We start from the raw sequence: 20,730 nt of genomic DNA on the forward strand, positions 1-20,730 counted from the left end.
AGGCCGCTGCCGTGATGGTTCAGCTAGGCGAAGGCCTTGACGACGGGGGCAGCGCACTCGGCGAACGTGCCGTCGTCCCGGCCGAGTACGACGCCGGTGACCGCGACCGGCGGGTCGAGCGGGATCGAGCGCAGCCGCTTGGATTCCGTGATCTCGTCCGTGGGCAGCACAGCCAACGTGTCCGGAGCCGACCCGATCTCGACGAGCAGGTTCTGCGTCGTGTCCGCCGGGCGCCCGAGCCGCGGCCGGACACCGGCGTCGCGGAACGCGGCCGTGACGGCGTCGTGCAGCGGCGGATCGACCTCCCGCGTGGGCAGGCGGAGGACGAAACCCGCCAGCTCGCGCAAGGTGACGGACTCCCGCCCGGCCAGCGGATGCCGGGCCGACAGCACCGCGCGCAGTGGTTCAGACCATGACTGCAGCACTCGGAGCCCGGCCGCGCTGCGCATACCCCGAGCCAGCGTGAGGTCGATTTCCCCGTCCCGCAAGGCTTTCAGCCGCTCGGCAATGGGGAGCTCGACGAGCACCGGGGTGAAATCGGGCGCAAGTGCCTGCAATGTCTCGATACCGCGTTCGAGCCGGGAGGCGAGCCCGGGCGCGGTGCCGATCCGGACCATGGGCACCGGTGTCTCCGCGACGACCCGGACCTGGTCGGCCGCCCGTAGCGCCTCGCGCGCCGCGCCCAGCACCCGCCGCCCGGCGTCGGTGAGCCGGACGGTCCGCGGCGACCGGTCGAGCAGCCGCACCCCCAGTTCCCGTTCCAGCCGCGCCACCTGCTGGCTCACGGCGGGCTGCACGATGCCGAGACGTTCGGCCGCGCGCCCGAAGTGCAACTCCTCGGCGACGGTGACGAAATAATGCAGCGCCCGCAGCTCCATCCACCCTCCACCTGCGATGATCACTCGATCTTATCGCTGCGCGGGCGAAGTGAGTCTGGGTCGGTTCCGGGTGGGCGCGAAGACTTGGTGCATGCGAATCGGAATTCAGCTGCCCACCGCTACCCCCGAACAGTTCCAGGCGGATGTGGCCGCCGCCAAAGGCGCGGACAGCTTGTGGACGAACCAGTTACCCGGCGGCTGGGATGCGCTGCTCGCCCTCGGTACGGTGGGCGGCACGCAGGAACTGGGGACGTCGGTCATCCCGACCTACCCTCGGCACCCGGCCGTGCTGGCCGACCAGGCACTGACCTTGCAGGCGCTCAGCGGTGGGCGGTTCACCCTCGGCATCGGCCCCAGTCACCCGCAGGTCATCACCGGCCAGTACGGCCTTCCGTACACCGCACCGGCCCGGCACACCCGCGAGTACCTGGAGGTGCTGCGCCCGTTGCTGCGCGGCGAGCACGTCAAGCACTCCGGCGAGTTCTTCACCGTCGACACCGCGCTGACGATCCAGGCCGACCCGCCGCCGGTGCTGATCGCCGCGCTGGGGCCGCGAATGCTGGAAGTCGCCCGTGATCTGGCCGACGGCACGATCGCGGTGTGGATTCGCCCGGACACCGTTTCCGATTACCTCGTGCCGCGCCTGCATGAGGGCGCCAGGGTGGCCGCGGGTGTGATGGTGGCGGTCACCAACGACCCCGACGGCGTCCGGGAACAGTTCGCCCGCGAAACCGAACCCATCGGCACCCTCTCCGCATATCGGGCGATTCTCGATCGCGGCGGAATCTCCAGCCCGGCGGACACGCTCATCGCCGGTTCGGAAGAGGTGGTGCTGCGGGAGATCCAGCGATTCGCCGACGCCGGCCTGACCGACCTGGTGGTGGCTCCGCTCGGGGACCGGCCGCGAGTCGTGGACCTCGTCACTTCGACCGCCCGGATGCTGGAACCCTGATTTCGTATCCTGGGAAGGAAACTTTAGGCTGGCGGCATGAAACTCGGTGTGATTCCTGGCGACGGCATTGGTATCGACGTGACCGCGGAGGCACTGCGCGTGCTCGACGCGGTGCTGCCCGGCGTCGAGAAGATCGACTACGACCTCGGCGCGGCGCGATACCTGCGCACCGGCGAGATCCTGCCCGACTCGGTGCTGCACGAGGTCCGCGGGCACGACGCGATCCTGCTCGGTGCCATCGGTGATCCGTCGGTGCCGCCGGGCGTGCTCGAACGGGATCTGCTGCTGCGGCTGCGGTTCGAGCTCGACCATTACGTCAACCTCCGGCCCGCGAAGCTGTATCCGGGTGTGGCGACCCCGCTGGGCGGCGCGCCCGAGATCGACTTCGTGGTCTACCGCGAGGGCACCGAGGGGCCGTACACCGGGAACGGCGGGGTGTTGCGGCGCGCCACGCCGAACGAGGTCGCCACCGAGGTCAGCGTCAACACCGCGTTCGGCGTGGAGCGGGTCGTGCGTGCCGCCTTCCGGAAGGCACAGTCACGGGAGAAGAAGCGGCTCACGCTGGTGCACAAGACGAACGTGCTCAAGTTCGCCGGTGGGTTGTGGCAGCGCACGGTGGACGCCGTGGGCGCCGAATTCCCCGAGGTCACGGTCGACTACAACCACGTCGACGCGGTGATGATCCACCTGGTGACGCATCCGGAGCGGTACGACGTGATCGTGACGGACAACCTGTTCGGCGACATCGTCACCGACCTGGCCGCGGCAGTGTGCGGTGGCATCGGGCTGGCGGCGAGCGCGAACCTCAACCCGGACCGCCAGTCGCCGTCGATGTTCGAGCCGGTGCACGGGTCCGCGCCCGACATCGCCGGGCAGGACAAGGCCGACCCCACCGCCGCGGTGTTGTCGGTCGCGCTGATGCTGGACCACCTCGGCGAGGCCGAAGCGGCCGCGAAGATCGAGTCGGTCGTCCGTGACGATCTGGCCAAGCGCGACCCGGAAAACCCTGGCGGTACAAGGGAAATCGGCGAGCGTCTCGCCGCGGCTGCGGCAGCCTGAGTCCCGGGGGCGGTGCGGCGGCGGCCGCACCGCCCCGTTTTTGTCGTACCCCTCGGCTACCGTCCGGCGTATGAAACTCACCGTGAGTACCCGCGCTCTGGCGAGCGCGATGTCCAAGCTGATCCGCCTGCTGCGTCGCCGAGGTGGAACTGACCTGTCTGGTCGTCCCCACGCGGGTGCGGGCAGCATGAACCGCCCGGGTCGATACGCTGAGTCCGACGAGGTGAGGAGCGGGGAATGGGTGTCGAGGCCGCCGCGGTGGACGCGGCGTACGAGCGGCTCAGCAGGGTGGTGGCGCGGACGCCGCTACAGCCACACCAGCGAGCCACCGCCCGCACCGGTGCAGACGTCTGGCTCAAGCGCGAGGACCTGCAGGTCGTGCGCTCCTACAAGCTCCGTGGCGCCTACAACCTGCTCGCCCAGCTCGACCGCGAGCAGCGAGACCGCACGGTGGTGTGCGCCAGCGCGGGCAACCACGCGCAGGGCGTCGCATTCGCCTGCCGCGCGCTGGACCTGCGCGCGCGGATCTTCATCCCGCGCACCACACCCCGCCAGAAGCGGGACCGCATCGCGTTGCTCGGTGGGGACCGGGTCGAAGTCATCGTCGGCGGTGACACCTACGACGTCGCCTCGGCCGCGGCCCGGGAGGAGGCCGCGCGGTCCGGCGCCGTGATGGTGCCGGCGTTCGACCACCCCGACGTCATCGCCGGGCAGGGCACCGTCGCACGGGAGATCGTGGAACAGCTCGGCCGCGCGCCCGACGCGGTCGTCGTGCCGGTCGGCGGTGGCGGGCTGGTCGCGGGCATCACCACGTGGTTCGCCAAACACCACCCGGCGACCAGGATCATCGGGGTGGAACCGGCCGGCGCGGCGTGCATGGCGGCGGCGGTGGCCGCAGGTGGCCCGGTCGAACTCGCGGAGCTGGACGGTTTCGTCGACGGCGCGGCGGTGCGCAAGGCCGGTCTGCACACCTATGGCGTGCTCGAAGACCATCCGGTCGAGCTGCGGCAGGTCGACCCAGGTGTGCTGTGCGAGGAGATGCTCGATCTGTTCGATGTGGACGGTGTGATCGCGGAGCCGGCCGGTGCGCTGGCCACCGCCGCACTCCGGGCGGAAGGCGTTGTACGGCAAGGCGAAACGGTGGTCGCGGTGGTGTCCGGCGGCAACCATGACGTGAGCCGGTACGCCGAGGTGATCGAACGCGCGCTCATCTCGCGCGGGGTGAAGCACTACTTCCTCGTCGAGTTCCCGCAGGAGCCGGGCGCGCTGCGCCGGTTCCTCGACCAGATCCTCGGCCCCGACGACGACATCACCTTGTTCGAGTACGTCAAGCGCACCAACCGCGAGTACGGCCCCGCGCTCGTCGGCGTCGAACTCGGCGCCCCCGACGATCTCGGCCCGCTCCTCGCCCGCCTCGAGGCGTCGCCGCTGAGCGCCCAGAAGCTGTCACCCGACGACCCGGTGTTCCGTTTCCTGGTCTGAGACCCGGCGGCGTTCAGCGCCGCAAACCGTCCCAGGACCACTGCGGCATCGGCATTTCGCCGGGAACCGTTTCGCGGTCCGGGTAGGAGAGCACCTGTCCGACGGCCCATTCCATGTAGGCCCGCAGCGCCGCACGGAATTCCGGGTCGCCGGGCAGCTGCGCGTCGTCCGCCGCGTGCACGAAGCAGTCAACGAACCGGGCACCGAGGTCACTCATATCTCCGTTGCCCGCGTGCATCACCAGCATCCCGGTGTGGTCGCCGCACGACTCGGAGTAGCGCGGCGGCCCGCCCATGACTTCGGCCCAGTACGCGGCGAGCCGCTCGACATGGAGCGGATGCTGATCGGGATGGGAGAACGGGTGGTTCAACTCCGGGTCCGCGAGGCAGCGAGCATGATGCGCCCGCGCCAACGCGAGGAACGCGGGCTCTCCCCCGGCGAACTCGAACAACGAAGGGCGCATGCACCGAGCATCGCACATCGGCCGCCGTGATCGCCGGGTGAACTGGTCCGTCGCATGTGGACGGACCCGTTCCGTGGCTCACTCGATGTCGATGAGGACCTTGCCGACGGCGCCGGCCTCGACGGCCGCATGCGCGTCGGCCGTACGTGCCAGCGGGAAACGATGCAACGGCAAGCCCGCCTCCTCGCCGACGCGGAGCGCGCCGGCCGCCACGGCTGCGGTCACGTCTTCGATCGCGTGCGCCTTCACGGTGTCCGACATCGTGTACAGCAACAGGAACTGGTACCGGGCATTCAAGGTCATCAGCGGCCGGATGGTCTGCGTCAGGGACTCCCCGCCGTTGTTGGCGTACACGGCGATCGTGCCACCCTGGGCGAGCACGGCCTCGTTCAACTCGGCGTTCACCGCGGGCGCGACCTCCACGACGAGATCGGCGCCGCCGGGAAAGATCTTGCGGATCGCTTCGGCGGCGTTTTCCGTGCGGTAGTTGACGATGTGGTGCGCGCCCGCCGCGCGTGCCAGCGTGGCCTTCTCGTCACTGCTGATCGTGGTGACCACTTCGGCGCCGGCCCAGCGCGCCAGCTCGATCGCGGCGTGGCCGACCGCGCCGGCGCCGCCGGCCACCAGCACGGCCCGGCCGTCCAGCGCGCCCGGCGCGAGCCGCGCGGGGCCGCCCTCGGTGACGGTCAGTGCCCGGTGCGCGGTCAGGGCCGGGACCCCGAGTGTCGCGCCGAGATCGAAGGAAGCGTTGTCCGGCAAGGGAACCACGTTGCGGACGGGGAGCACGGTGTACTCCTGTGCGGTGCCGGTCGGGCGCTGCCAGGCCGACTCCCACAGCCAGACCCGTTGCCCCGCCTCGAATCCGGTCACGCCGGGCCCGATGGCGTCGACGATCCCGGCGCCGTCCTGGTTCGGCACGATCTCCGGGAACGCCATTTTTCCGCCGGTCGTGACACCCTGCCGGGATTTCCAGTCGGTCGGGTTGACACCGGACACCCGCACTCGCACCCGGATTTCACCGGGGCCCGGGTCGGGGATGGGCCGCTCGGTCAGCCGGAGCACCTCGGGCCCGCCGGTCTGCGCATAACTGATCGCCTTCATGGTGATGACGTTAACCCACTTTGCCCGGAGCGCATGGGCGGCTATCATGCATGAGTCATGCATGATGAAAGAACCGCAAATCTGCTCGGCGCCACGGCGCTGGCGGTGAGTGATCTGATGTTTTCCACTGCGCGGCAACGGACCGCACTGAGCGAAAGCAGCGCGGCGGCACTGGTCGTGCTGTCGGTGACGCCTGGGCTGAGCGTGACGGAGCTCGGCAGACGGATCGGCCTGACCCAGTCGGCGGCTGCGCGGATGGTGGACGCGCTGGAAGCGTCCGCCCTCGCGCGGCGGTTCCCGGGTCAAGGCCGGGAGGTCGCCGTGCACCTGACGGGCGGTGGCCGTACGTCGGCGCGCAGACTCCTGACAGCACGGGGCGCCGGGCTGGCGGATGTACTGGCCCCGCTGGATGCGGACGAGCGCAGGGCCCTCGCCGACCTGCTCGGCAAGCTACTCACGGGCCTCTACACACAGACCGGGAACGCACACCTGCTGTGCCGGCTGTGCGACCGCCCGAGCTGCACGAAGGACGCGGTCTGCCCAGTCGGCCAAGCCGAACGAGACGCCACCACCTGATCCGGCGCCGGAGACACCCGTTAGCCGCAACCAGCACCACAACGGACCGAACCGACGGGTCGCCACACAGCAACACCACGCGCCCAACCGGCCGAACCGACACCGACCAATGCACACCGGCCCGCCTGGCCACCGCCAAATCCCATCCCCAAGAGCTCACCCCATACCTGCCACCCGGCCGAACAGCCCGCCAACGCCGCCGGTCACCACCTACCAACACCACCAACGAGCGCCACCACCCACCACCGCGACCGCCTACCCACCGCCAAGCGAACGCCGCCAACACCCGTCGGCCCGACCAAACCCCATCGACCTGATCGACCTCCCACCACCGAGCCAACGCCACCAACCAACGTCCCGACCGGCCACCACCAGCGAGCGCCCACCCGACCACCGACCAACAGCCCCACGGACCGACGACCAACGCCGGCGAACGCAACCGACCTGACCGGCCACCGCCCCGACACCCGACCGAACAACCGAAGCCACGCAAGTACGGAGTTGATCATGGGCACCCTCCTCGCGCTGGCCTCCGCTATCAGCTACGGGGTCTCCGATTTCGCCGGCGGTCTGTTGTCCCGGCGTGCGTCGTTCGCCGCGGTTGCATTCGCCGGGCAGGTTGGGGGGCTTGGGCTCGCCGCGCTGTTGGCGGCGTTCGTGGCGGCCCCGGATGTCGCCGTCGGTGACCTCGGGTGGGGGGCGTTGTCCGGCATGGGCACCGGGATCGGCATGCTCTTCCTCTTCCGCGGACTGGCTTCCGGGTCGATGAGCGTCGTCGTGCCGATGAGCGCCGTCGGCGGCGTCGCGTTGCCCGTCGTGGCCGGGGTGACCTTCCTCGGGGAACGGCCGTCGCTGGTCGCGTGGCTCGGGGTCATCCTCGCGCTCCCCGCACTGTGGCTCGTCGGCCGCGGCACGAGCACCACCAGCCCCACGAGCGGCGCCGCCGACGGGCTTGTTGCCAGTGTCGGCATCGCGATCCAGTACCTCGCCCTCGCGCAGGCCTCACCCGGCGCCGGGCTCTGGCCGGTCGTGACGGGGCGGGTCGCCGCGATTCTCGTCATCCTTCCCCTGCTGCTGGCGACCCGCCCCCGGATGCGGCGAAGGCTCGCCCTGCCCGCCGCCGCGACCGGGGCCGCCGCAGCGCTCGCCCTCGTGTGCTACCTGCTCGCCACCCGCCTTCAGCTCGTCGTCATCGCGGTCGTGCTGTCCTCGCTGTATCCCGCGATTCCCGTGCTCCTGGGCATAACCGTGCTCCACGAACGCCTTTCCCGGCGTCAGGTCACCGGCCTCGCGGCCGCGACCGTCGCTGTCCTGCTGCTCGCCCTCGGCTAGTAGAGACTGTTTCGAAAGTGGTTTGCGTAGCGGTGCGGGTAGCGGAACCTCAGTCCCGCCCGCCAGCCCGACCACCAGCCCCTGGCGGACGCGCTTCGCGCGGCATCGCTTCTGCACCACGTCGGCGCTGTCCTCGCGAGGAACCACCTGAGAATTCGGCAGCAGCGTGTCAGTTGACGGCCCACCGCAAGCGGCTCCGCCGCTTATGAAACTCAAGCTAGGCGGACACCCGGTTCGTCAGCGCGTGTGCCTCCTTCAACAGCAGCGCACCCAGCTCCGGCCTCCGGTCGGCGCGGAATCGGGACTCGACACCGGTCAACGTCAGCGCCCACTCCGGCTCACCGGACCGGCCGAACACCGCGGCCGCCATCCCCCAGCTGCCTTCGACCACCAGCCCGGGATTGACCGCGTACCCCAGCTCGCGGGTCTTCGCGATCCGCTCGCGCAACGCTGCCGGCGAGTGCGCGGGCCCCCAGCGCGCGGTGAGATCGACGCGGTCGAGGTACTCGTCCACCTCGCGATCAGGCAGCATCGACAGCACGACGAGCCCCGCCGAGACAACCCCCAGGGGGAACCGCGCCCCCTCGTACAACACGAACGTGCGAATCGGAAAGTCGCCGTCCTCGCGTACCAGGCACACCGTCTCCGCACCGCGGCGCGCGGAGAAATACGCGCTTTCCCCGGTGGCCACCGCCAACCGGTGCACGCCCGCCCGCGCGTGCTGCGTGACGTCGTAGCGACGGGCCGCCGCTTCGCCGAGCAGGTACAGCTCCGGCCCGAGATACCAGCGCCCGGTCCGCCGGTCCCGGTCCACATACCCCTCGTCGGCGAGCGCGACGAGCAGCCGGTGCACCGTGGGCCGGGCCAGTTCCGTGGCGCGCGCGAGGTCCGACGTCGACGCGCCGTCGTCGTTCACCGCGGACAGCGCACGCAGCACCGCACCCGCTCGGCCGATCAAGCTCATGCCCTCATCCTACGTTCACTCAGTGAACGCCGATGCCGCGAACGTTCACCAAGCGAAAGAGTTTTTGACTCTCCACCGCAGATGAGCTGGACTCGCGTGTGTTCAATGACCGAACGCAAGGAGGTCCCGTGCCGCAGTTGTACGCCAGCGCCGCCGAAGCGCTTTCCGACGTGCTCGAGGACGGGATCACCATCGCCGTCGGCGGGTTCGGGCTCAGCGGTAATCCGAACGACCTGATCGAAGCCGTCCGTGACTCGGGCGTCCGCGAGCTGACCATCGTGTCGAACAACATGGGCGTCGACGGTAAGGGGCTTGGCCTGCTGCTGGAGAACCGCCAGGTGCGCAAGGTCATCGCCTCGTACGTGGGCGAGAACAAGCTGTTCGCGCAGCAGTATCTGGACCACGAGATCGAGGTCGAGTTCGCGCCGCAGGGCACGCTCGCGGAGCGGATGCGCGCTGGTGGCGCCGGAATCCCGGCGTTCTACACCGCGACCGGGGTCGGCACGCCCGTCGCGGAAGGCAAACCGCACGCCGAGTTCGACGGCCGGACCTACGTGCAGGAACGCGGGATCGTCGCGGACGTGTCGCTGGTGCACGCGTACACCGCCGACCGCGCCGGAAACCTCGTCTACCGCCGGACTTCCCGCAATTTCAACCCGCTCGTCGCGACCTGCGGACGGGTGAGCGTCGCGGAAACCGAGGTGCTACTGGAGGACCACGTCGACCCGGATCTGGTCATCACCCCAGGTGTGTTCGTCAACCGGCTCGTCGTGGCGACCGAACGAGTCAAGGAGATCGAGAAATTGACGGTGCGTGCACGATGACGGGCTGGACGCGGGACGAGATGGCGGCGCGGGCCGCGCGTGAACTGTCCAATGGGGACTATGTGAACCTCGGGATCGGCATCCCGACACTGGTCGCCAACCACATCCCCGACGGCGTCGAAGTGACGCTGCAGAGCGAAAACGGCATCCTCGGCATGGGTCCGTTCCCGTTCGCGGGTGACGAGGATCCTGACCTGATCAACGCCGGCAAGCAGACGGTCACGGTGGTGCCGGGCGCGAGTTTCTTCGACTCGGCGACGTCGTTCGCGATGATCCGCGGCGGTCACGTCGATCTGGCTGTGCTCGGCGCGCTGCAGGTCGCGGCGAACGGCGACCTGGCGAACTGGACCGTGCCGGGCGCGCTCGTCAAGGGGATGGGCGGTGCCATGGACCTCGTCGCGGGCACGAAGCGGATCGTGGTGCTGACCGATCATGTGGCGAAGGACGGGAACCCGAAGATCGTCGAGAAGTGCACGCTGCCGCTGACCGGTGCGGGCGTGGTGGACCGGATCATCACCGACCTGGCGGTCATCGACGTGACCCCGCGCGGGCTGGAACTCATCGAGACCGCGCCCGGGATTTCGGCGGACGAGATCCGGGAGAAGACCGGCGCGAAGATCACAGTGCCGGTGGCGGGCTGAAGGGTTTTCCTCGGCAACTCTGCCACCTGCACAAACGTCACGTGCAGTTACACAACGTGAGATTGGGTGATGTTCTTTCCAGGTTCATCACCCATAGGGGTATGTAGCAACAGAAATATCTACTAGTAGTGTCATCGCTGCCCGGGACGGGTGACCTTCCACTTCATTCCTGCCCGGGCCCGGGCCCCGCCGTCTCCCCTGCCGTCGGGGCCCGGTCTCATCCGCGCCGCCCGTAGAATTCGCGGCCGTGGCCCAAGACCCACGTTGCCCGTGCGGCACCGGCGAGACCTACTCGAACTGTTGCGGCCCGCTGCACAGCGGCCGGCGCCCGGCGGCGACCGCGGAGCAGTTGATGCGTTCCCGGTTCAGCGCGTTCGCGGTCGGCGACACGGCGTACCTGCTCGAGACGTGGCATCCGCGGACGCGGCCGGATGCCGTGTCCCTCGACGAGGCCCAGCGCTGGACCCGGCTGGACGTGCTCGCGACCACCGGTGGCAGCCCGTTCCACGACACCGGCACGGTGGAGTTCCGGGCGCACTACCGGCAGCACGGCAAACCCGGCTCGATGCACGAGAACAGCTCGTTCGTCCGCGAAAACGGGCGATGGCGCTATCTCCGGGCAGAGCCGCCCTGACGCGCAACTGGGCGAATGCCTTGCCACGCAAAGGTTTCCGGCACAGTCGCCGCCGTTGGGCCAGTGTTCAACTGCTCCCGCTACATTGCCCGCCATGATCCCTCGCCTCCCCGCCGCGCTCGCCGCCGGTGCGCTGGCCATCGGCGTGCTGACCGCGCCGCAGGCCGCCGCCGCACCAGCGCGATCCTGCTCCCCCAAGGTCAGCATCGACTCCTTCTCCGACGCGCTCGACAAGACGAGCTTCGACGGCACCTTCGTCGGCAACCTGTCCGCCCTCGCTGTCCAGCCGGATGGTGACCTCGCCGCGTTGTCCGACCGTTCCGCGCTGTTCACCCTGGACGGCCGCACCCAGCGGCCCAAGCGCGTGGTGCCGCTGGCGGATGAGAACGGGCAGCCGCTGGACTCGGAAGGGCTCGTGATCGACCGCGACGGTACGCGGCTGGTCACGTCCGAAGTGGAGCCCTCGATCCGCCGCTACACCAGTGATGGCACCGAAATCGGCCGGCTCCCGGTGCCGGACGCGTTGCGGGTGGCCCCCGCCGGGCGCGGCGTGTCGAACGCGACTTTCGAAGGCCTCACGCTTCAGCAGGGCGAGCTGATCGCCTCGATGGAGCAGCCACTCGCCGGTGACCAGGCTGATCTCGTCCGGTTCCAGACCTGGCAACGCGCCCGGGGCGAGTTCACCCTCGGCGAGCAGCACGCGTACCGCGTCGATGTCGGGCTCGGCGTCGCCGAGATCACCGCGACCGGCGATGGGCGGCTGCTCGTGCTCGAACGCGGGTTCACCGCCGGCGTCGGCAACACCATCCGCCTCTACCTCGCCGACCCGCGTGGCGCGACCGACGTCAGCGGCGTCGGCACGCTGTCCGCGCAGCGCCTCCGGCTGGTCCGCAAAACGCCGCTGGCAGATCTCGCGGACTGCCCGTCGCTCGGCGCCACCGCGAAGCAACCACAGCCGAATCCGTTGCTGGACAACATCGAAGGCATGACGGTGCTCGGCTGCGCCCCCGGCGGGCGGCTGCGCGTGCTGCTGGTCAGCGATGACAACCAGAACGCCGCGCAGACCACCCGCCTCTACTCATTGACCGTCCGCGCCTGACCGGCGGGCCCGCGCCGCCGCGCGTTCCTGTGCGGGGCTGAACTCCGCGGTCATGGCCTGGCGCACGTCGTCGCTCACCAGGTCGGCGTTGATCGCCGCCGCCGCGGTGACACCGCTCGCGGCCGCCGTGATGACCTGCGCCATGAGGTTCGTGACGTTCCCCGCCACCCACACGCCCGGCACTGCGGTCGCGCCGGACGGGTCGGCGGGGATGTAGGTCCCAGCGACCTGCCCGCCGATCTCCAGGTCGGCGGTCGCCAAACCCAGTGAGATCAGCAATTCCGCACGCGCAACGATCTTTGAGCCCACCACCATCGCCGCGCGCGGCACGAACCGGCCCGAGTCGAGGCGCAGCCCGCTCAGCCGCCCGTCCTGAGTTTCGACCGCGGTGACCTCGCCGTCGACGACCTGGATCTGGCGCGCGGCCAGCTGTGCTCGCTCGTCCGGGGAAAGCTCCGGCCCGGTGTGGCGGAACACGATCACGTCCTCGGTCCATTGCCGCCACAGCAAAGCCTGGTGCAGCAGCATCGGTCCGCCACCCAGGATCCCGACCGGTTGATCGCGGACCTCCCAGCCGTGGCAGTACGGGCAGTGCAGCACGTCCTGACCCCACAACTGCGCCAGACCGGGGATCTCGGGTAGTTCGTCGACAAGCCCCGTGGTGACCAGCAACCGCCGCGCCCGCACTTCCCGTCCGTCCGTGAGGGTGACCCGGAATCCGCCGCCCTCAACGGGTTTCGCCGTGAGCACGGTCGCGGGCACGACCTCGCCTCCGTAGCTCACGACCTCCATGCGGCCGTCCGCGAGCAGCTCTCGCGGCGGCGTACCCTCACGGCCGAGGTAGTTGTGCACGTGCCCGGCAGGGGCGTTCCGCGGCTCACCCGCGTCGGCCACCAGCACCGACCGGCGCGCCCGCGCCAGCGTCGTCGCCCCCGCGAGCCCGGCCGCCCCGCCACCGACGACTACGACATCGTATTTCTGGTTCATCTGCCCGATGCTCCGGAGATCCGGCAAATCTGGCAAACGTTATTGCCGGATCAGCAAACGGGTATCCTGCGTCCGCTCATCGAAGATCACGTGCTGAGGGGATCATGAAAACCGAACAATCGACCGAGCGGCTGGTCTTCTTCTCCGACGCCGTGGTCGCGATCGCGCTCACGGTGCTCGTCCTGCCACTGACCGAACTCGTGCCGGAGCTGCTGCGGGAGCACGGGCACTCGACCGAAGTGATCACCGAAAACCTTTGGCAGATCTACAGTTTCCTGCTCAGCTTCGTCGTGATCGGCAGGCTGTGGCTGTCGCATCACCGGCTGTTCGCTCAGGTCCGGGCGCACAACCCGGCGTTGCTGTGGCTGAACCTGGGCTGGTTGCTGTCGATCGTGGTGCTGCCATTCCCGACGGAGATGGTCGGTGCCTTCGGCACGGACGAGTTCACGGTGCTGTTCTACATCGGCGCAACGCTGGTCAGCAGCGCGTTCCTGAGCGCGATCCTGTTGCTCGTCCGGAGCAACCCGGAACTGGCGAAAGAGCCCGGCAGGATCAGCGACGCCTGGCGGCTGGACGCGGTCGGCAGCACGATCGCCTTGGCGGCCGCGTTCCTCCTGGCTCTGCTGGTGCCCGCGGTCAACTACTTCGCGTTGCTGCTGCTGATAATCCCGCCGCAGATCGTCCGTATCCGTTACGGCCGCCGCGCCGGGTAGTGCTCCGGCGCCGGAGCGCCACCGCCTAGAGTGGCCCGCGATGCGTAAACACCTGTGGGTCGCCGTCCCCCTGCTGTGCGCCGTATGGCTGTACTTCGCGTTCCGCGGGATGTTCACCGCGATGCCCACCCGGCCGCAGATCGACCTGGAGGTCTACCGGTACGGGGTCAAGGCCTGGTGGGACGGCAACGATCTGTACGGCACGCTGCCGCCGGTCGCGAACGGCGCCCGGCTGCCGTTCGTGTACCCGCCGTTCGCGGTGCTCGTGCTGAGCCCGCTGGTGTTGCTGCCGTGGGACGCGGCGGTCGTGACGCTGTACGTGCTGAGCACGCTCTGCCTCGCCGTCACGCTGTATCTGGTGTCGCGGGTCGCGTGGCGGCCCCTGGGCCGCGTCGGCGGTGTCGTCGTGGCATCGGTCGCGCTGCCGCTGACCGTGTTCCTCGAGCCGGTCAGCCAGACCTACCAGTTCGGGCAGGTCAGCCTCGTGATGATGGCGCTGGTGGCGATCGACTGCCTCGCCGGGAAGACGGTGTGGCCGCGCGGGTTCGGGATCGGCCTGGCTGCCGCCTTGAAGCTGACGCCCGCCGCGTTCGTGCTGTTCTTCTTGATCCGCAAGGATTATCGGTCGGCCGCGCGGGCGGGCATCACGTTCGCCGTCGCCGCCGGAATCGGGTTCGTCACCGACTTCCGCGCGTCGGTGGAGTACTGGTTCAAGGGCGGGCTTTCCGGTGGCGGGGTCAGCGGCACCGCGTTCAAGACGAACCAGACCATCGAGGCCGCGCTGGTCCGCACGGGCCTGACGGGTGCGGCCGAGAAAGCGGCGTGGCTCGTGGTGATCGCCGCCCTCGTCGGGCTGGTCGCGCTGGCGATGCGACGGGCCGAGCCGTCGCTGGCGCTGATGGCGAACGCGGGGCTGGCGCTGCTCGTGTCGCCGACGTCGTGGTCGCACTATTACGTGTGGGTCGCGCCGGCGCTGCTGGTGCTGCTCGCCTACGGCGCACGGCGCGTGTGGGAGCGCTCGTGGCTCGCGGTGACGTGGTTCGCCTGGGCCGCGCTGACCGCGACGTTCTTCTACCTGGCGCCGTTCCACGACCTGCCGGACACGGATTTCCCCATCGTGCACGTCCATTGGGACTGGCCGCAGCAACTGTCCGCGGCGACGTACCCGCTGATCGGGGTGGCGCTGCTGATCGCGTTCGCGATCTCGCGGCTGCGCCGCCCGAGGCCCGAGCCGATGCTGCTGCCGCCGCTGCCGCACCCGGCCCGTGCCGGGTCACGCTCGTAACGCGCCTCGGCGTCGCTGCCAGTCGGTGACGGCGTCACAGCCCGCGTCGATTTCGGCCCGCAGCAACGCCGTCTGTTGTTCGAGCAGCTCCGCGCCGAGCACTTTGCACTCCTCCAGCGCGGCAAGGGCTTCCCATGGCGTGATGCACAGGGTGGCGACCTCCTCGCCTTCCGGCGGCAGGGTGAGCCCGTCCTCGATCCCCGCGCGCCCGGCCGCAAGCAGCGCCGCGACGACCAGATGCGGCTGCGCGTCCGCGCCCGCGAACCGAAACTCGGCCCGCCGCCCGGCGCGAGTCGCGCGTTCCCTGCGCGCGAGTTGCGCGTTCCCGTCGCACGAGTTGCGCGTTCCCGTCGCGCCATGACCCACGAGCCGCACTGCGGCGGTGCGATCGTCGGTACCCCAGCGGACCGAGCGTGGTGAGAACGGAGCGGTCCGCAGGCGCACGTAGCTGTTCCACGTCGGGGCCCAGATCGCGGTGAGCGCCCGTGCCTCGCGCAGCACCCCGGCCAGAAACGCCTCGGGCGCGGGCGGCGACAACGACAGATGCACGTGGCACGAATTGCCCTGGCCGGCCTCCGGGGCGGCGAGATAGCTCGCGGTCACCCCGTGTTCGGCCGCGGTGTCGCGAATGATGAGCTGCTGCAGCATCGCGTCGTCGCAGGCGGCGAGGGCGTCGCGATGCCGCAGCACGATTTCGTACTGCCCGGGATGGCATTCGGCGCGTGCGGACTCGACGGCGAGCGGGGCCAGTTTCGTCCGCAGGTCCGCCAGTAACGGCCGCAACCGCTCGGTGCCGCCCACCGCGTAGTCGACTCCGTGTCCCGTCAGTGGTTCCTCTCCGTCGAGGAACGTGACCTCGTGCTCGATCCCCACCGATGGCACGAAACCCAGTTCCTCCAACGCATGCAGCTCATCGGTCAGCACCTGCCGTGGCGCGGCCCGCACCGGCTCGCCGTCCGGCCATTCGACGTCACAGACGATCGCGTACACACCGTCCTCGATCGGCGTGACCGTCGTGAGATCGGGCCGCATGCGCAGATCTCCATACGCGCCAAGGTATCGCGACAACGACCGGATGGGCTCCCGCTCCGGGTCCCAGGCGAAAACGTAAGTGCACAAACCATAACCGCCGTCGAGCACCTCTTCCTCGACGAAGTCCCGCGAGAGCTCGACCGCCGCGAACCGCGCGTGCTGTTCGGGCACCACCAGGAGAAATCGCGTCGCGTCATCGGGCAGCGGAACGGGTTCCCGCGCGGCAAGCGGGCGCGGGCCCAGCGGCCGTCTCACCACGCACCGCCGGGATCGGGCGCGTGCAAGGGATTCGGCACCCTGCCCCAGCGGACGTCGAACTCGTCGTCACGCTCGACCTTGTCGAACCCGCCGCCTGCAAGGTGTTCCCGGTTCAGCGTGACTCGCTCCACATCGGACGCGAACAAACGGCACGCGTCGAACCGCGCCGCCACCTCGGCGTTTTCCGTGCGGTAGCGGGCAACGACGTCCCGGACCAGCGACCAGAACCGGGCTCGCGGGAAACCGAGATCGTCGAACAGGATTTCCGCCCAGAACCTCAGCTGCCCGGAGAACACCGAACTGAACAGCGATTGCGCGAGCAGCTGTGCCGGCCAGCGCAGCATTTCCGCTTCCGGGTCGAGCAGGCGGTAGCAGTCGAGCTCCTCGTCGAGCAGGTCCACGCCCTGGGCGAAATCCTTGATCGCCACGCGCAGTGGGCGGCCCGCGTCGTCCACGATGAGGACGAGGTTCTGGCCGTGCGGGCAGAACCCGACGCCGTAGCGGAGCAGCCAGTGCAGCAGCGGGGTGAGCAGCAGGTCGAAGATCCGGGCACACCAGTCCTCGGTGGTGAGACCGCTGCGCTCGATCAGCCCGGTGATCACTGCATCACCGGCACGATCGCGGTACGGCAAGGCCGCGAAGGAAAGCGCTTGCTCACCTTCGGAGAGTGTCAGTGTGAGGGGTTCGCGCCACAGCGCGCCCAGCGTTTCGTGGAACCGGTATGGCAGCTCCTCCAGCGCACCGAACAGCGGGTGGCGCACGGACACGCTGGCCACCTCGCCGAGCAGTTCGAAGCGATATTTCTGCGACAGCAACGGATCCTGCGCGTCGAGCTGTTTGAGCCAGGTGGTGACCGCGGGGGCGGCAAGCGTCGCCGCCGAGGCCAGGCCCCGGTAGACGAGGGTGTTGCGCACCGACACGGCGGTCTTCACATCACGCCGCGCCGGCCTGCTCACGTTGGCCAGCGTCCGGACCGTCTGATGTGGACGGTACTCGTCCTGACTCTTCCCGAGGTCGATCAGCGTGCCCGCGGCCAGCTCACCGGCGTAGAGGGTGCCGACGATCTCGTCGGCCTGCCAGGGATGCACCGGCATGAAGACGTACTCCGCCGGGTCGGCCTTCTCGCGGAACTCGGCGAGCTGACCGGCGTCCAGTTCCTGGCGCAGCAACGTTTCCTCGTCCAGCTCGGCGACGCACCGGAACTGCGCGTAGCTGCGGTGCACGGCGAACCAGCGCAGCCGGATCGGGTTGCCGGATTCGGGTGCGTATTTCTGCCTGTCCCGCAACGAGAAACCGACCCGGCCCTTGTTGACGACGATCCGTGGGTGACCGGTCAGCTTCCCGTCCGCCAGGTTGTAGTCCATCGTGGACAGTTCGGCGACGCTCGGCGCATGCCGGAGACGGGTGGCCTCGTTCGCCACCGTGGCGGTCAGTTCCGCGAGCACGTCCGCCAGCCGTAGCCCGGACAAGCCAAGCACAGTACGGGCGTCCACGAGAAGGGTGCGGGGATCATCGGCCGGAACTCCTTGCCGGGTGGCCGTTCCCGGTGTCACCGTCCAGGAGTCGAACGCGCCGCGACGAGCCTGGAACTCGTACGTCACGTCGTCCGGCAGGCGCAACCGCCAGCCGCCCGACGCCGGTTCGGGCTCGAAAAACCCTTCGTAGGACAGTTCGCCGAGCATCTTGTGTACGATCAGAGAGCCGGCCTCGCGCCAGGCTGTGTCGTTCATTTCTCCTCCGTCAGCCCGAACCTGGTGAATGCCGTGCGCGACGGGCGACGGTAGATCTCGCGGCCGCATACGGAATTGACGATCGACGCAGCACGCCACGCGGCGAGCCCCAGATCCGGCGTGCCCACCCCGTGCGTGTGCCGTTCCGCGTTCTGCACGAAGACCGAGCCCGTGACACCGTCGAGGCGCAGCCGGTAATCCGCGTCGACAACCGGGCGTCCGCTGGCGTCCGTGCGCAACCGGTCGGCCAGCGGGCCGAGCAGCCGTTCGACCGAGGTTTCCGTGTAGCCCGTCGCGGCCACGACCGCGTCGGCCTGCCAGACAGCGCTCGTGCCCTGGTGCCGGTGGCGCAGGCCGAGCACGATGCGTCCGTCCACAATAGACGCCGATACCACTTCCGCACCGGGGGTCATGGTGACCTGTGGCCAGCCGCCACCGATGCTCAGCCGGTACAACTCGCCGTGGATCTCGGCCATCGTAGCGCTGTCGATTCCCTTGTACAGCTGCCATTGCGCGGGAAGCAGAGTATCGCGTGTGGACTCGGCCAGGCCGTGGAAGAACCTCGTGTAGTCCGGGGTGAACTGCTCCAGGCCGAGTTTCGAGTACTCCATCGGCGCGAAGGCCTCCGTGCGCGCGATCCAGCGCAGACCGTCCGGACGACCACGGCGGCGCAGCAGATCCAGGAACACTTCGGCGCCCGACTGTCCGGAGCCCACGACGACGACGGTCGGTGCGGCCAGCAACCGCTCCCGCTCGGTGAGGTAGTCCGCGGAGTGCACGACCGGTGCCGTGGGGTCGGAAACCAAGGGATGCAAGGGTTCCGGCACGTATGGCGAGCTGCCGACCCCGAGCACGACATTGCGGGCGGCGACCGGCTCGCTATCACCGGTCGAGAGGCGGAAAGCGCCGTCACGCCAGTCGATCCCGGTGACCTCGATCCCGAACCGGCAGCTGCCGAGCCGGTCAGCGGCCCAGCGGCAGTAGTCGTCGTACTCGGTGCGCGCGATGTGGAACTTCTCCGCGAAGTAGAACGGGAACAGCCGGTCACGGTCCCGTAGGTAGTTCAAAAAGGACAGTGGATGGGTCGGGTCCGCGAGCGTGACCAGATCGGCGAGGAACGGCACCTGGATCGTCGCACCCTCGATGAGCAGACCCGGGTGCCAGCGAAACTCCTTGCGGCGCTCGAACATCGCGACGCTCAGGTCCGGCACGGGGTCGGCAAGGGCGGCGAGCGACAAATTGACCGGGCCGATTCCGACCCCGGCGAGGTCCAGCGTCACGACGCGACCGCGCCTTCCGGGGCGTGCACGGCCGCGACCGTCGCGTCGAGAAGCCCGAGGTAGTCCGCGGCCGTTGCGTGCGGGTGCAGCAAGGTGAGCTTGAGCCACACCTCGCCAGGCGGCATCGTGGCCCGTCCGATAATGGCCGTGCCCGCCTCGAGTAGGCGGCGCCGCACGTGCGCGGCGTCGCCGAACCGCGGCCGGAAGAGCACAGTGGACAGTGCGGGTTCCCCCCACAGTTCCAGCGTGGGGTACCCCCGGATGGCGTCCGCGACCTCGCGCGCGGTGGCACAGCAGCGTTCCACCAGTTCGCCCATGCCCTCGATACCCAGCGCCCGCATCGTGACCGCCATCCGGAACGCGTCGGGGCGGCGCGACGTACGGATCGAGCGGCCGAGCAGATCGGGAAGACCGGCTTCGGTGTCGTCCTCGGCGTTGAGATACTCGGCGCTGACGGTAAGCGCTTTCAAATCCACGGCCTTCTTGGTGGCGAACAACCCGGCGGCCACGGACTGCCAGCCGAACTTGTGCAGATCGAGTGCGATCGAGTCGGCGCCGTCGATGCCGTCGAGCAGCGGCCGTAATTTGGTGCTGCACAAGGCCAACCCGCCGTATGAAGCGTCCACATGCAACCGCGCGGCATGGCGGTGGCAGATCCGCGCGAGGTCGCGGAGCGGGTCGATGTCCCCGGTGTCGGTGGTGCCCGCGGTCGCAACCACCACCGCTGGACCGGTTTCGGCCAGAACGGTGTCCAGCGCATACGGGTCCATGCGCTCGCCCTCGACGACGAGGGGAACGGGCAGGCCGAGCAGCCACGCGGCGCGGGCGACGCTGTGGTGCGCGTTGCGGCCGCACACCGGCCGGACGGCCGGATTCTGTTCCCGCGCAAGGAGAAGCCCGAGCAGGTTGGACTCGGTACCGCCGGTGGTGACCACGGCATCCGGTCCGGCCTCGTCCGGATAGCACAGGCGCGCGATCGTGGCGAGGAACGCACGCTCCAGCTCGCTGGCGACCGGGGCCTGGTCCCACGAGTCCATCGACGGGTTGAGCGCACCGGCGGCGACGTCCGCGGCGACACCGACCGCGAGCGGCGGGGTGTGCAGATGCGCGGCGCACCAAGGATCAGCGGGATCGACCGAGCCCGCGGCCAGCAATGTGCTCAGTTCGGAAAGCGCTTGCTCGGCACCGACCCCCCGCGCGGGGACCAGGGGTTCGAGCGCGGCCACACTCGCCGCGACAGGGGCGGGCCCGCCGGCCGGACCGGGTGCCGCCCGCTCGGCCGCACCGGTCGCGATTCCCTGCAGCACCAACGGAATCAGCTCCGCGAGCCGCTCGTGTCCCTGCGGCCCGCCGGCCAGCGCGGTCGAGTCTCCCACTGATCACTCCCTTAGGTAAGCCTACACTAAGCCACCTTACGGTCACCGGGTTCTCCCGACACCA

The 20,730-nt window shown here is 69.5% G+C and carries 20 protein-coding genes; 11 read left to right on the top strand and 9 right to left on the bottom strand.

The window, feature by feature from the left end:
* Window positions 1–23: 23 nt before the first annotated feature.
* On the bottom strand, window positions 24–878 hold the full coding sequence (locus GKO32_RS07970; RefSeq protein WP_154756145.1) for a LysR family transcriptional regulator: 855 nt from the start codon (window positions 876–878) through the stop codon (window positions 24–26).
* Window positions 879–969: 91 nt separating this feature from the next.
* Between GKO32_RS07970 and GKO32_RS07975 the strand changes: the two genes are divergently transcribed.
* From GKO32_RS07975 to ilvA, 3 genes are all read left to right on the top strand, one after another.
* Window positions 970–1,830, top strand: a complete 861-nt coding sequence (locus tag GKO32_RS07975) for a TIGR03564 family F420-dependent LLM class oxidoreductase (protein WP_154756146.1) — start codon at window positions 970–972, stop codon at window positions 1,828–1,830.
* 36 nt (window positions 1,831–1,866) lie between these two features.
* Window positions 1,867–2,889 (top strand): 3-isopropylmalate dehydrogenase, encoded by a 1,023-nt coding sequence (locus GKO32_RS07980; RefSeq protein WP_154756147.1) that lies wholly within the window; start codon window positions 1,867–1,869, stop codon window positions 2,887–2,889.
* A gap of 237 nt (window positions 2,890–3,126) precedes the next feature.
* Window positions 3,127–4,371: a threonine ammonia-lyase IlvA gene (gene ilvA / locus GKO32_RS07985; protein WP_154756148.1), complete on the top strand. Its 1,245-nt coding sequence runs from the start codon at window positions 3,127–3,129 to the stop codon at window positions 4,369–4,371.
* Window positions 4,372–4,384: 13 nt separating this feature from the next.
* On the opposite strand, the gene GKO32_RS07990 is transcribed toward ilvA, so the two are convergent.
* A complete protein-coding gene (locus tag GKO32_RS07990) occupies window positions 4,385–4,834 on the bottom strand; it encodes a group II truncated hemoglobin (protein WP_154756149.1) in 450 nt (149 codons plus the stop codon).
* A gap of 78 nt (window positions 4,835–4,912) precedes the next feature.
* Window positions 4,913–5,935 (bottom strand): NADPH:quinone reductase, encoded by a 1,023-nt coding sequence (locus tag GKO32_RS07995; RefSeq protein WP_154756150.1) that lies wholly within the window; start codon window positions 5,933–5,935, stop codon window positions 4,913–4,915.
* A 57-nt stretch (window positions 5,936–5,992) separates the two neighbouring features.
* On the opposite strand from GKO32_RS07995, the gene GKO32_RS08000 reads away from it, so the two are divergent.
* Window positions 5,993–6,511, top strand: coding sequence for a MarR family transcriptional regulator (locus tag GKO32_RS08000; protein ID WP_154756151.1), 519 nt, complete (start codon window positions 5,993–5,995; stop codon window positions 6,509–6,511).
* A 507-nt stretch (window positions 6,512–7,018) separates the two neighbouring features.
* Complete coding sequence (locus tag GKO32_RS08005; RefSeq protein WP_154756152.1) at window positions 7,019–7,843, top strand: EamA family transporter; 825 nt, start codon at window positions 7,019–7,021, stop codon at window positions 7,841–7,843.
* Between the two features lie 217 nt (window positions 7,844–8,060).
* Here GKO32_RS08005 and GKO32_RS08010 read toward each other — a convergent pair whose 3' ends face one another.
* Entirely contained in the window at window positions 8,061–8,807 is a 747-nt protein-coding gene (locus GKO32_RS08010) for an IclR family transcriptional regulator (protein WP_154756153.1), read from the bottom strand.
* 128 nt (window positions 8,808–8,935) lie between these two features.
* On the opposite strand from GKO32_RS08010, the gene GKO32_RS08015 reads away from it, so the two are divergent.
* The 4 genes from GKO32_RS08015 to GKO32_RS08030 all read left to right on the top strand — a co-directional run bounded on the left by GKO32_RS08015 (window position 8,936) and on the right by GKO32_RS08030 (window position 12,005).
* Window positions 8,936–9,631 (top strand): CoA transferase subunit A, encoded by a 696-nt coding sequence (locus GKO32_RS08015; protein ID WP_312867638.1) that lies wholly within the window; start codon window positions 8,936–8,938, stop codon window positions 9,629–9,631.
* Window positions 9,628–10,272, top strand: coding sequence for a CoA transferase subunit B (locus tag GKO32_RS08020; RefSeq protein ID WP_154756155.1), 645 nt, complete (start codon window positions 9,628–9,630; stop codon window positions 10,270–10,272). The genes GKO32_RS08015 and GKO32_RS08020 overlap by 4 nt, the downstream gene beginning before the upstream one ends.
* A gap of 247 nt (window positions 10,273–10,519) precedes the next feature.
* Window positions 10,520–10,906, top strand: a complete 387-nt coding sequence (locus tag GKO32_RS08025) for a YchJ family protein (protein ID WP_312867639.1) — start codon at window positions 10,520–10,522, stop codon at window positions 10,904–10,906.
* A 94-nt stretch (window positions 10,907–11,000) separates the two neighbouring features.
* Complete coding sequence (locus GKO32_RS08030; protein WP_154756157.1) at window positions 11,001–12,005, top strand: esterase-like activity of phytase family protein; 1,005 nt, start codon at window positions 11,001–11,003, stop codon at window positions 12,003–12,005.
* Here the strand turns inward: GKO32_RS08030 and GKO32_RS08035 are convergent.
* Window positions 11,985–12,992 carry an NAD(P)/FAD-dependent oxidoreductase gene (locus tag GKO32_RS08035; protein ID WP_154756158.1) on the bottom strand — a complete coding sequence of 336 codons (1,008 nt, stop codon included), beginning with the start codon at window positions 12,990–12,992 and terminating at the stop codon, window positions 11,985–11,987. The two genes, GKO32_RS08030 and GKO32_RS08035, sit on opposite strands and share 21 nt — an antisense overlap.
* A gap of 104 nt (window positions 12,993–13,096) precedes the next feature.
* Here GKO32_RS08035 and GKO32_RS08040 point away from each other — a divergent pair, with 104 nt between their 5' ends.
* Window positions 13,097–13,705, top strand: coding sequence for a TMEM175 family protein (locus tag GKO32_RS08040; protein ID WP_154756159.1), 609 nt, complete (start codon window positions 13,097–13,099; stop codon window positions 13,703–13,705).
* 40 nt (window positions 13,706–13,745) lie between these two features.
* Entirely contained in the window at window positions 13,746–14,990 is a 1,245-nt protein-coding gene (locus tag GKO32_RS08045; RefSeq protein WP_154756160.1) for a glycosyltransferase 87 family protein, read from the top strand.
* Here GKO32_RS08045 and GKO32_RS08050 read toward each other — a convergent pair.
* Genes GKO32_RS08050 through GKO32_RS08065 form a run of 4 tightly spaced genes read right to left on the bottom strand, consistent with a single transcriptional unit; the run spans window position 14,979 to window position 20,666 of the window.
* The gene (locus tag GKO32_RS08050) at window positions 14,979–16,277 is read right to left on the bottom strand and encodes a type I glutamate--ammonia ligase (RefSeq protein WP_312867640.1); all 1,299 of its coding nucleotides are present in this window, start codon (window positions 16,275–16,277) and stop codon (window positions 14,979–14,981) included. The two genes, GKO32_RS08045 and GKO32_RS08050, sit on opposite strands and share 12 nt — an antisense overlap.
* Complete coding sequence (locus GKO32_RS08055; RefSeq protein WP_154756161.1) at window positions 16,274–18,010, bottom strand: IucA/IucC family protein; 1,737 nt, start codon at window positions 18,008–18,010, stop codon at window positions 16,274–16,276. The genes GKO32_RS08050 and GKO32_RS08055 overlap by 4 nt, the downstream gene beginning before the upstream one ends.
* Window positions 18,007–19,290 carry a lysine N(6)-hydroxylase/L-ornithine N(5)-oxygenase family protein gene (locus tag GKO32_RS08060; protein ID WP_312867641.1) on the bottom strand — a complete coding sequence of 428 codons (1,284 nt, stop codon included), beginning with the start codon at window positions 19,288–19,290 and terminating at the stop codon, window positions 18,007–18,009. Before GKO32_RS08060 ends, GKO32_RS08055 begins: the two co-directional genes overlap by 4 nt.
* A complete protein-coding gene (locus tag GKO32_RS08065) occupies window positions 19,287–20,666 on the bottom strand; it encodes a pyridoxal-dependent decarboxylase (RefSeq protein ID WP_312867642.1) in 1,380 nt (459 codons plus the stop codon). The genes GKO32_RS08060 and GKO32_RS08065 overlap by 4 nt, the downstream gene beginning before the upstream one ends.
* Window positions 20,667–20,730 lie beyond the last annotated feature (64 nt).

The organism is Amycolatopsis pithecellobii, from assembly GCF_009707865.1.
In the GTDB taxonomy this organism is placed as follows: Bacteria; Actinomycetota; Actinomycetes; order Mycobacteriales; family Pseudonocardiaceae; genus Amycolatopsis_E; species Amycolatopsis_E pithecellobii.

Excerpts from the sequence above, each read along its gene's own strand:
- GKO32_RS07970 (WP_154756145.1), bottom strand. The coding sequence starts at position 878 with ATGGAGCTGCGGGCGCTGCATTATTTCGTCACCGTCGCCGAGGAGTTG.
- GKO32_RS07975 (WP_154756146.1), top strand. The coding sequence starts at position 970 with ATGCGAATCGGAATTCAGCTGCCCACCGCTACCCCCGAACAGTTCCAG.
- GKO32_RS07980 (WP_154756147.1), top strand. The coding sequence starts at position 1,867 with ATGAAACTCGGTGTGATTCCTGGCGACGGCATTGGTATCGACGTGACC.
- ilvA (WP_154756148.1), top strand. The coding sequence starts at position 3,127 with ATGGGTGTCGAGGCCGCCGCGGTGGACGCGGCGTACGAGCGGCTCAGC.
- GKO32_RS07990 (WP_154756149.1), bottom strand. The coding sequence starts at position 4,834 with ATGCGCCCTTCGTTGTTCGAGTTCGCCGGGGGAGAGCCCGCGTTCCTC.
- GKO32_RS07995 (WP_154756150.1), bottom strand. The coding sequence starts at position 5,935 with ATGAAGGCGATCAGTTATGCGCAGACCGGCGGGCCCGAGGTGCTCCGG.
- GKO32_RS08000 (WP_154756151.1), top strand. The coding sequence starts at position 5,993 with ATGCATGATGAAAGAACCGCAAATCTGCTCGGCGCCACGGCGCTGGCG.
- GKO32_RS08005 (WP_154756152.1), top strand. The coding sequence starts at position 7,019 with ATGGGCACCCTCCTCGCGCTGGCCTCCGCTATCAGCTACGGGGTCTCC.
- GKO32_RS08010 (WP_154756153.1), bottom strand. The coding sequence starts at position 8,807 with ATGAGCTTGATCGGCCGAGCGGGTGCGGTGCTGCGTGCGCTGTCCGCG.
- GKO32_RS08020 (WP_154756155.1), top strand. The coding sequence starts at position 9,628 with ATGACGGGCTGGACGCGGGACGAGATGGCGGCGCGGGCCGCGCGTGAA.
- GKO32_RS08030 (WP_154756157.1), top strand. The coding sequence starts at position 11,001 with ATGATCCCTCGCCTCCCCGCCGCGCTCGCCGCCGGTGCGCTGGCCATC.
- GKO32_RS08035 (WP_154756158.1), bottom strand. The coding sequence starts at position 12,992 with ATGAACCAGAAATACGATGTCGTAGTCGTCGGTGGCGGGGCGGCCGGG.
- GKO32_RS08040 (WP_154756159.1), top strand. The coding sequence starts at position 13,097 with ATGAAAACCGAACAATCGACCGAGCGGCTGGTCTTCTTCTCCGACGCC.
- GKO32_RS08045 (WP_154756160.1), top strand. The coding sequence starts at position 13,746 with ATGCGTAAACACCTGTGGGTCGCCGTCCCCCTGCTGTGCGCCGTATGG.
- GKO32_RS08055 (WP_154756161.1), bottom strand. The coding sequence starts at position 18,010 with ATGAACGACACAGCCTGGCGCGAGGCCGGCTCTCTGATCGTACACAAG.